Raw genomic sequence first — 9,024 nt, 5'->3', positions numbered from 1 at the left:
CGTGAGCTTCTGTCGAAGTACGAGTTCCCAGGCGACGACGTCCCAATCATCAAGGGTTCGGCACGTATGGCCCTCGAAGGCAAGCCGGGCGAAATGGGTGAAGAATGCATCACCCGTCTGGCCGAAGCACTGGACACCTACATCCCAACGCCAGAGCGCGCTGTTGATGGCGCGTTCCTGATGCCAGTGGAAGACGTGTTCTCGATCTCGGGTCGCGGTACCGTTGTGACCGGTCGTGTCGAGCGCGGCGTTGTCAAAGTCGGCGAAGAAATCGAAATCGTCGGCATCATCGACACCGTCAAGACCACTTGCACCGGCGTGGAAATGTTCCGCAAGCTGCTGGACCAGGGTCAAGCTGGCGACAACGTCGGCCTGCTGCTGCGCGGTACCAAGCGTGAAGATGTCCAGCGTGGTCAAGTTCTGGCGAAGCCAGGTTCGATCAAGCCGCACAACCACTTCACCGGCGAGATCTACGTTCTGTCGAAAGACGAAGGCGGTCGTCACACTCCGTTCTTCAACAACTATCGTCCACAGTTCTACTTCCGTACGACTGACGTGACCGGTTCGATCGAGCTGCCAGCAGACAAAGAAATGGTCATGCCAGGCGACAACGTGTCGATCACCGTCAAGCTGATCAACCCGATCGCGATGGAAGAAGGTCTGCGTTTCGCAATCCGCGAAGGCGGCCGTACTGTCGGCGCCGGCGTGGTAGCAAAGATTCTGCCTAACTAAGCAGAGCAGAGGGAAGCGGAAGTCATTTCCGTTTCCCTCGAACAGCATTGTCAGTGAGCGCGCGCTTGCTGTATAATGCTGGATTCAGCTGGAAGTTTTCGTAGGGGTGTAGCTCAATTGGCAGAGCGTCGGTCTCCAAAACCGAAGGTCGCGGGTTCGATTCCCTCCGCCCCTGCCACCGAATTCTGGTGCCAGGCACCGAAAGTAAAGAAGAATGTCTAATCAATCCGTGCAAACTGTCAGCACCTCGAATGACAAGTTCAAGGTCGCGCTGGCGGTGGTTGCAGCGATTGCAGGCGTCGTCGGGTTCTTTTACCTGACAGGCCAGAACAAACCAGCCTTGGTCGCCGCAGGCGCCCTTTTGGCTGGTTTAGTTTTTGCTGTCCTGCTTTTGTGGACTTCCACCACCGGCCGTGATTTCCTGAGCTTTGCCAAGGAATCGGTGCGCGAGACCAAGAAGGTCGTTTGGCCGACCCGCCGCGAAGCCTTGCAGATCACCGGCATCGTGTTTGCCTTCGTGGTTGTGATGGCGATTTTCCTGTGGGGCACCGACAAGATTCTCGAGCTCCTGTTGTACGACTTTGTCCTGGGTTGGAAATAAACATGAGCGAAAACGTACAAGAAGATACCGCGCCGGAAGAAGTTCCGGCGACCGGCGCTCCGGCGGCCGGCGCTCCGGAAGAAGGCGTTCCAGAGCAGGAAGCAGCACCAGAAGCAGCTGCACCCGTGAGTGTCCCGGTCAGCAACAAGCGCTGGTACGTCGTTCACGTCTACTCGGGTATGGAAAAGAGCGTGATGCGCGCCCTGACCGAACGGATCGAACGCGGCGGCATGCAAGAACAGTTTGGCCAGATCCTGGTGCCAACCGAGGAAGTTGTCGAGATGCGCAACGGCACCAAAGCCGTTACCGAGCGCCGCTTCTTCCCGGGTTATGTGCTGGTTGAAATGGAAATGACCGACGAAACCTGGCACCTGGTGAAAAACACCAGCAAAGTCACTGGTTTCATCGGCGGCAAGTCGAACAAGCCGACCCCGATTCCGGCGCGCGAGATCGACAAGATCATGCAGCAGGTCCAGGAAGGTGTCGAGAAGCCTCGGCCAAAGACGCTGTACGAAGTGGGCGAACAGGTCCGTATCAAAGAAGGCCCGTTCACCGATTTCAACGGCAACGTCGAAGAAGTCAATTACGAAAAGTCGAAGGTGCGAGTTTCTGTTACCATCTTCGGCCGCGCAACTCCGGTGGAACTGGAGTTCGGGCAAGTCGAGAAAGTCTAAACGCGTTAATCGGAGCGTCGCAGCAGGTAGGCGGAATCCGGTAAGAGGAGCCCCGCCGGAGACGAGTAGTCGCGGTGGGGCGCTACTACTCAAGTCAAAGATAGGAGCCTTTCATGGCAAAGAAAATCATTGGCTTTATCAAGCTGCAAGTTCCAGCTGGTAAAGCAAACCCATCCCCACCGATCGGTCCAGCACTGGGTCAGCGCGGTCTGAACATCATGGAATTCTGCAAGGCGTTCAACGCCCAGACCCAGGGTGTCGAGCCAGGCATGCCAATCCCGGTCGTGATCACCGCGTTCGCCGACAAGTCGTTCACCTTCGTGATGAAGACCCCACCGGCAACGTACCTGATCAAGAAAGCCGCTGGCATCACCAAGGGTTCGGCCAAGCCGCATACCGACAAGGTTGCATCGCTGACCCGCGCTCAAGCTGAAGAAATCGCAAAAACCAAGCAGCCGGACCTGACCGCCGCCGACATGGACGCAGCAGTGCGTATCATCGCTGGCTCGGCACGTTCGATGGGCATCACGGTGGAGGGTCTGTAATGGCTAAGCTGTCCAAACGCGTTAAAGCTATCAAAGCTAAAGTAGACCGCAATAAAGTCTACGCCTTCGACAACGGTCTGTCGCTGGTCAAAGAATTCGCCACTGCCAAGTTCAACGAGTCGATCGACGTCTCGGTGCAACTGGGCGTGGATCCAAAGAAGTCGGACCAAGTGGTTCGCGGTTCGGTCGTGCTGCCAGCAGGCACCGGCAAGACCGTGCGCGTTGCTGTGTTCGCAACGGGCGAGAAGGCTGAAGCTGCACGTGCAGCCGGCGCCGACATCGTCGGTATGGAAGACCTGGCCGAGCGCGTCAAAGCCGGCGACATGCCTTTCGATATCGTCATCGCGTCGCCAGACACCATGCGTATCGTCGGTACCCTGGGTCAGATCCTGGGCCCACGTGGCCTGATGCCTAACCCGAAAGTCGGCACCGTGACCCCAGACGTCGCAACCGCCGTCAAGAACGCCAAAGCCGGTCAGGTCCAGTACCGTACCGACAAGGCAGGTATCGTTCACGCAACGATCGGCCGTGCATCGTTCACCGACGAAGATCTGAAGAGCAACCTGGTTGCCCTGATCGACGCCCTGAACAAAGCCAAGCCAACCACGTCGAAAGGTGTGTACCTGCGCAAGGTCGCCCTGTCGTCGACGATGGGTGCTGGCGTGCGCATCGATCACGCTTCGATCGCTGCTGCTTAATCAGCAAATTCAAGTCCTCGCGCCGTTGGTGCGGGGCGATTCTTTGGGCTGTCGCAGTAACTGATCGCTGCGGCAGACAATCAAAGACCGTTGGGCCAAGTGCAGAGGTTGGGCATGCGGTTAAAAGACAACCCAACGCAGATGGTGTACCCGAACAAGTTTTGTAGTCCAGCTGCGTGAATTCATCCGCTCAGTTTAAGGCTTCTTAACTTCGGACGCCGTGTGTTCGAACCGATGTGAACATCTCGTTCTCATCATTTAAGGAGATTGACCGTGGGTCTTAATCTGAATGACAAAAAGGCCGTCGTCGAAGAAGTTTCCGCAAAAGTAGCATCTGCGCAAACCATCGTCGTCGCCGAGTACCGTGGCATCCAGGTTAGTCACTTGACCAAGCTCCGTGCATCCGCACGTGCCCAGGGCGTGTACCTGCGTGTTCTGAAGAACACGCTGGCTCGTCGCTCTGTCGAGGGCACGCAGTTTGCCTCGCTGGCTGATTCCATGACCGGTCCGCTGATCTATTCGATCTCGGACGATGCCGTTGCAGCAGCTAAAGTCATCAATGACTTCGCTAAAACCAACGACAAGCTGGTCATCAAAGCCGGTAACTACGCAGGTAAGCAGCTCGACGTAGCTGGCGTTACCTCGTTGGCAAGCATCCCATCCCGTGAAGTTCTCATCTCGCAGCTGTTGGGCGTCATGTTGGCTCCGGTGTCGGGCTTTGCACGTGGTCTGGCTGCCCTGGCAGCGAAAAAAGGCGAAGGTTCTTCCGAAGCAGCTCCGGCCGCAGAAGAAGCTCCTGCAGAAGCGTAAGCTTCCCTTTTTTTTCAAGTACCAACCTGAACTACATACAAATCAAAACTGGAGTTTCAAATGGCAATTAGCAAAGACGATATCCTGAACGCAGTGAGCGAAATGTCCGTCATGGACCTGAACGAACTGGTCAAGGCATTCGAAGAGAAGTTCGGCGTGTCGGCAGCTGCAATGGCAGCTCCTGCAGCCGGTGGTGGCGCTGGCGCCGCTGCTGCTGAAGAGCAGACCGAGTTCAACGTTGTTCTGACCGAAATCGGCGCGAACAAAGTCGGCGTCATCAAGGCAGTCCGTGAAATCACCGGTCTGGGCCTGAAAGAAGCCAAAGACGTCGTCGACGGTGCTCCTAAGACGGTCAAAGAAGCCCTGCCAAAAGCAGAAGCTGAAGCCGCCAAGAAGAAGCTGGAAGATGCAGGCGCCAAGGCTGAACTGAAGTAATACATAGGCAAAGGGTGCTGTTCGCAGCACCTGATGCGGGAGTCAAAGCTTGCAAAACTTGCCGGAAGGCGGGAATTGCGGCTTTGGCTCTTTTGTCGTCCCTGCGACAGACGTCGCCAAGGAATGACAGAATAGAGGCGGCAACACCGGCTCAGAAATATCGTAACACAGCAGTTTGCTTGTCCTTTTCATCTGGCGCGAAAGAGTAAAGACTTCAGGAATTGTGTGTGGTGGTGGCGCGTGCCACTGGCAAATCCTGAATTCTTCATCCTTTCTGTCACTCACGGAGTGTCCATGCACTACTCATTTACTGAGAAGAAGCGTATTCGCAAGTCGTTCGCGAAACGCGCCAACGTTCACAACGTTCCCTACCTGCTGGCTACCCAGCTGGAATCCTACGAGAACTTCCTCCAGGCTGATGCTGTCCCATCGGGACGCAAGGCCGAGGGTCTGCAGTCGGCTTTTTCTTCGATCTTCCCTATCGTGTCGCACAATGGTTTTGCGCGCCTCGAGTTCCTGTCGTATGTGCTGGGTGACCCTGCGTTTGACGTGAAAGAGTGCCAGCAGCGTGGCCTGACCTTCGCGTCGCCGCTGCGCGCCAAGGTGCGTCTGGTGATCCTGGACAAGGAATCGCCGACCAAGCCAGTCGTCAAGGAAATGAAGGAACAAGAAGTCTACATGGGCGAGCTGCCACTGATGACCACGAACGGTTCGTTCGTGATCAACGGCACCGAGCGCGTGATCGTGTCCCAGCTGCACCGTTCGCCGGGCGTGTTCTTCGAGCACGACCGCGGCAAGACGCACTCGTCGGGCAAGCTCCTGTTCTCGGCACGGATCATTCCTTACCGCGGCTCGTGGCTCGACTTCGAGTTCGACCCGAAAGACATCCTGTTCTTCCGCGTCGACCGTCGCCGCAAGATGCCAGTGACGATCCTGCTCAAGGCCATCGGCATGACGCCGGAACAGATCCTGGCTAACTTCTTCGTCTTCGACAACTTCGTCGTGCGCAACGACGGCGGCGAACTCGAGTTCGTCCCTGAGCGCCTGCGCGGCGAAGTCGCGCGTTTCGACATCGTCGATCCGAAGTCGGGCAAGACCATTGTCACCAAGGACAAGCGTATCAACGCGAAGCACGTCCGTGACATCGAAGCTGCCGGCATCAAGACCATCTCGGTCCCTGAAGACTATCTGCTGGGCCGCGTGCTGGCCAAGAACATCGTCGACCAGGACACCGGTGAAGTCATCGCCGTTGCCAACGACGAGCTGACCGAAGAACTGCTGGGCAAGCTGCGCGACGCAGACGTGACCGAAATCCAGACGCTGTACACCAACGATCTGGACCAGGGCGGCTACATCTCGCAAACCCTGCGCACCGACGACACCGCTGACCGCACTGCGGCGCGCGTGGCGATCTACCGCATGATGCGTCCTGGCGAACCGCCAACCGAAGAATCGGTCGAAGCGCTGTTCAACGGCTTGTTCTACATGCCGGAACGCTACGACCTGTCGGCTGTCGGCCGCATGAAGTTCAACCGCCGTATCGGCCGTGATGAACTGACCGGCGACATGACCATGTCGAACGAAGACATCCTGGCCGTGATCAAGATCCTCGTCGAGCTGCGCAATGGCCGCGGCGAAGTCGATGACATCGATCACCTGGGTAACCGTCGCGTCCGTTGCGTCGGCGAGCTGGCTGAGAATCAATTCCGTGCTGGCCTGGTCCGCGTGGAACGTGCAGTCAAGGAACGTCTCGGCCAGGCCGAAGCGGACAACCTGATGCCGCATGACCTGATCAACAGCAAGCCGATTTCGGCTGCGATCCGTGAATTCTTCGGTTCGTCGCAGCTGTCCCAGTTCATGGACCAGACCAACCCGCTGTCCGAAGTGACGCACAAGCGTCGCGTTTCGGCTCTGGGCCCTGGCGGTCTGACCCGCGAACGTGCTGGCTTCGAGGTGCGCGACGTGCACCCGACCCACTACGGCCGCGTGTGCCCGATCGAAACGCCTGAAGGCCCGAACATCGGTCTGATCAACTCGCTGGCACTGTATGCCCGCCTGAACGAATACGGCTTCCTGGAAACCCCGTACCGCAAGGTCGACGGTTCCAAGGTCACCGACCAGATCGATTACCTGTCGGCCATCGAAGAAGGCCGCTACATCATCGCCCAGGCAAACGCCGCGATCAATGAAAACGGCCAACTGATCGACGAGCTGGTCTCGTCGCGTGAAGCCGGCGAAACGATCCTGGTCTCGCCAGAGCGCGTCCAGTACATGGACGTTGCACCAGGCCAGATCGTGTCGGTTGCGGCCTCGCTGATTCCGTTCCTGGAACACGATGATGCGAACCGTGCACTGATGGGCGCCAACATGCAGCGTCAGGCCGTGCCTTGCCTGCGTCCTGAGAAGGCCGTTGTCGGTACCGGTATCGAACGCACCGTGGCAGTCGACTCGGGTACCACCGTGCAGGCACTGCGTGGCGGTATGGTCGACTACATCGATGCGGGCCGCGTCGTCATTCGCGTGAACGACGATGAAGCACAGGCTGGTGAAGTCGGCGTCGACATCTACAACCTGATCAAGTACACCCGTTCGAACCAGAACACCAACATCAACCAGCGTCCGATCGTGCAGGTTGGTGACCGCGTCGCCCGTGGCGACGTGATCGCCGACGGCGCATCGACCGACCTGGGCGAACTGGCCCTGGGTCAGAACATGCTGGTGGCGTTCATGCCGTGGAACGGTCTGAACTTCGAAGATTCGATCCTGATCTCGGAAAACGTCGTCAAGGATGACCGCTACACCTCGATTCACATCGAAGAACTGTCGGTCGTCGCACGTGACACCAAGCTGGGCGCGGAAGAAATCACCCGCGACATCTCGAATCTGGCAGAAAACCAGCTGGCGCGCCTGGATGAATCGGGCATCGTCTACATCGGCGCCGAAGTGCAGGCTGGCGACGTGCTGGTCGGTAAGGTCACGCCAAAAGGCGAGACCCAGCTGACGCCAGAAGAAAAGCTGTTGCGCGCGATCTTCGGCGAAAAAGCGTCGGACGTGAAAGACACCTCGCTGCGCGTGCCTTCGGGCATGGTCGGCACCGTGATCGACGTCCAAGTGTTCACCCGCGAAGGCATCCAGCGTGACAAGCGCGCCCAGCAGATCATCGACGATGAACTCAAGCGCTATCGCCTGGACCTGAACGACCAGATGCGTATTGTCGAGGGCGATGCCTTCGAGCGTCTGGAGCGCATGCTGATCGGCAAGATCGTCAATGGCGGTCCGAAGAAGATGGCCAAGGGCGCGGCGATTACTGCCGAATACCTGGCGGACCTGGACAAGTTCCACTGGTTCGACATCCGTCCGGCAGAAGACGACACCGCGAACGCCCTCGAAGCGATCAAGGAATCGATCAACGAGAAGCGTCACCAGTTCGATCTGGCCTTCGAAGAGAAGCGCAAGAAGCTGACGCAAGGCGACGAGCTGCAGCCAGGCGTGCAGAAGATGGTCAAGGTCTACCTGGCCGTCAAGCGCCGCCTGCAGTCGGGCGACAAGATGGCAGGCCGTCACGGTAACAAGGGTGTGGTCTCGCGTATCGTGCCAGTGGAAGACATGCCGTTCATGGCGGACGGTCGTCCTGCTGACGTCGTGCTGAACCCGCTGGGCGTGCCATCGCGCATGAACGTCGGTCAGATCCTGGAAACCCACCTCGGTTGGGCAGCCAAGGGCCTGGGCTGGCGCATCGGCGAAATGCTGCAGGCGCAAGCGAAGGCACAAGACCTGCGCGTGTTCCTGGACAAGATCTACAACGAAACCGGCCGCAAGGAAGACCTGGACAGCTTCAGCGATGAAGAGATCCTGACCCTGGCGGGCAACCTCAAGAACGGCGTGCCGTTCGCGACCCCGGTCTTCGATGGCGCCCACGAAGAAGACATTCGTCGTATGCTTGATTTGGCGTTCCCGGACGACATCGCTGCTAACCTGGGCATGACCCCGTCGAAGAACCAAGTCACGATGTTCGACGGTCGCACCGGCGAAGCATTCGAGCGCAAGGTCACCGTTGGCTTCATGCACATGCTGAAGCTGCATCACCTGGTCGACGACAAGATGCACGCGCGTTCGACCGGTCCGTACTCGCTCGTGACGCAGCAGCCACTGGGCGGTAAAGCCCAGTTCGGCGGCCAGCGCTTCGGTGAGATGGAGGTGTGGGCACTGGAAGCGTACGGCGCATCGTACGTGCTGCAAGAGATGCTGACTGTGAAGTCGGATGACGTGAACGGCCGTACGAAGGTCTACGAGAACCTGGTCAAAGGCGACCACGTGATCGAAGCCGGCATGCCAGAGTCGTTCAACGTGCTGGTGAAGGAAATCCGTTCGCTGGGTATCGATATCGATCTCGAGCGCAACTAAGCAGGCCAGCAAGGCCGCCAGCCTTCGGGCTGGCTCTTCGACCTTCGAAGTCGTCGCCCCCGGAGCAGTCCGGGGCCTAAGCCCGGTGAATCAGCCGGCACACTTGGATTCCCGCCTGCGCGGGA

The 9,024-nt window shown here is 58.3% G+C and carries 8 protein-coding genes and 1 tRNA gene; all 9 read left to right on the top strand.

All coding sequences use genetic code 11. The features are described from left to right. Window positions 1-732 (top strand): elongation factor Tu (gene tuf, locus IFU00_22690; GenBank protein MBD8545089.1); only part of this gene is annotated, 732 nt, incomplete at its 5' end. A 102-nt stretch (window positions 733-834) separates the two neighbouring features. After that, window positions 835-910: transfer RNA gene (locus IFU00_22685), tRNA-Trp, on the top strand. A 36-nt stretch (window positions 911-946) separates the two neighbouring features. After that, window positions 947-1,333, top strand: coding sequence for a preprotein translocase subunit SecE (gene secE / locus IFU00_22680; GenBank protein MBD8545088.1), 387 nt, complete (start codon window positions 947-949; stop codon window positions 1,331-1,333). 125 nt (window positions 1,334-1,458) lie between these two features. Then, window positions 1,459-2,007: a transcription termination/antitermination protein NusG gene (gene nusG, locus IFU00_22675; protein MBD8545087.1), complete on the top strand. Its 549-nt coding sequence runs from the start codon at window positions 1,459-1,461 to the stop codon at window positions 2,005-2,007. A gap of 113 nt (window positions 2,008-2,120) precedes the next feature. Beyond that, the gene (rplK, locus tag IFU00_22670) at window positions 2,121-2,552 is read left to right on the top strand and encodes a 50S ribosomal protein L11 (GenBank protein MBD8545086.1); all 432 of its coding nucleotides are present in this window, start codon (window positions 2,121-2,123) and stop codon (window positions 2,550-2,552) included. Further along, complete coding sequence (gene rplA / locus IFU00_22665; protein MBD8545085.1) at window positions 2,552-3,250, top strand: 50S ribosomal protein L1; 699 nt, start codon at window positions 2,552-2,554, stop codon at window positions 3,248-3,250. Before rplK ends, rplA begins: the two co-directional genes overlap by 1 nt. A 273-nt stretch (window positions 3,251-3,523) precedes the next feature. Further along, a complete protein-coding gene (gene rplJ / locus IFU00_22660) occupies window positions 3,524-4,060 on the top strand; it encodes a 50S ribosomal protein L10 (GenBank protein ID MBD8545084.1) in 537 nt (178 codons plus the stop codon). A 60-nt stretch (window positions 4,061-4,120) separates the two neighbouring features. Continuing rightward, window positions 4,121-4,495 carry a 50S ribosomal protein L7/L12 gene (gene rplL, locus IFU00_22655; GenBank protein ID MBD8545083.1) on the top strand — a complete coding sequence of 125 codons (375 nt, stop codon included), beginning with the start codon at window positions 4,121-4,123 and terminating at the stop codon, window positions 4,493-4,495. 294 nt (window positions 4,496-4,789) lie between these two features. Then, window positions 4,790-8,899, top strand: a complete 4,110-nt coding sequence (rpoB, locus tag IFU00_22650) for a DNA-directed RNA polymerase subunit beta (GenBank protein ID MBD8545082.1) — start codon at window positions 4,790-4,792, stop codon at window positions 8,897-8,899. The last annotated feature ends 125 nt before the right edge of the window (window positions 8,900-9,024 follow it).

This window comes from Oxalobacteraceae sp. CFBP 8761 (assembly GCA_014841595.1).
Classification (GTDB): Bacteria; Pseudomonadota; Gammaproteobacteria; order Burkholderiales; family Burkholderiaceae_D; genus Telluria.
The sequence above is the reverse complement of the archived record's forward strand: the minus strand, read 5'-3'. Positions and strand labels throughout refer to the sequence as shown.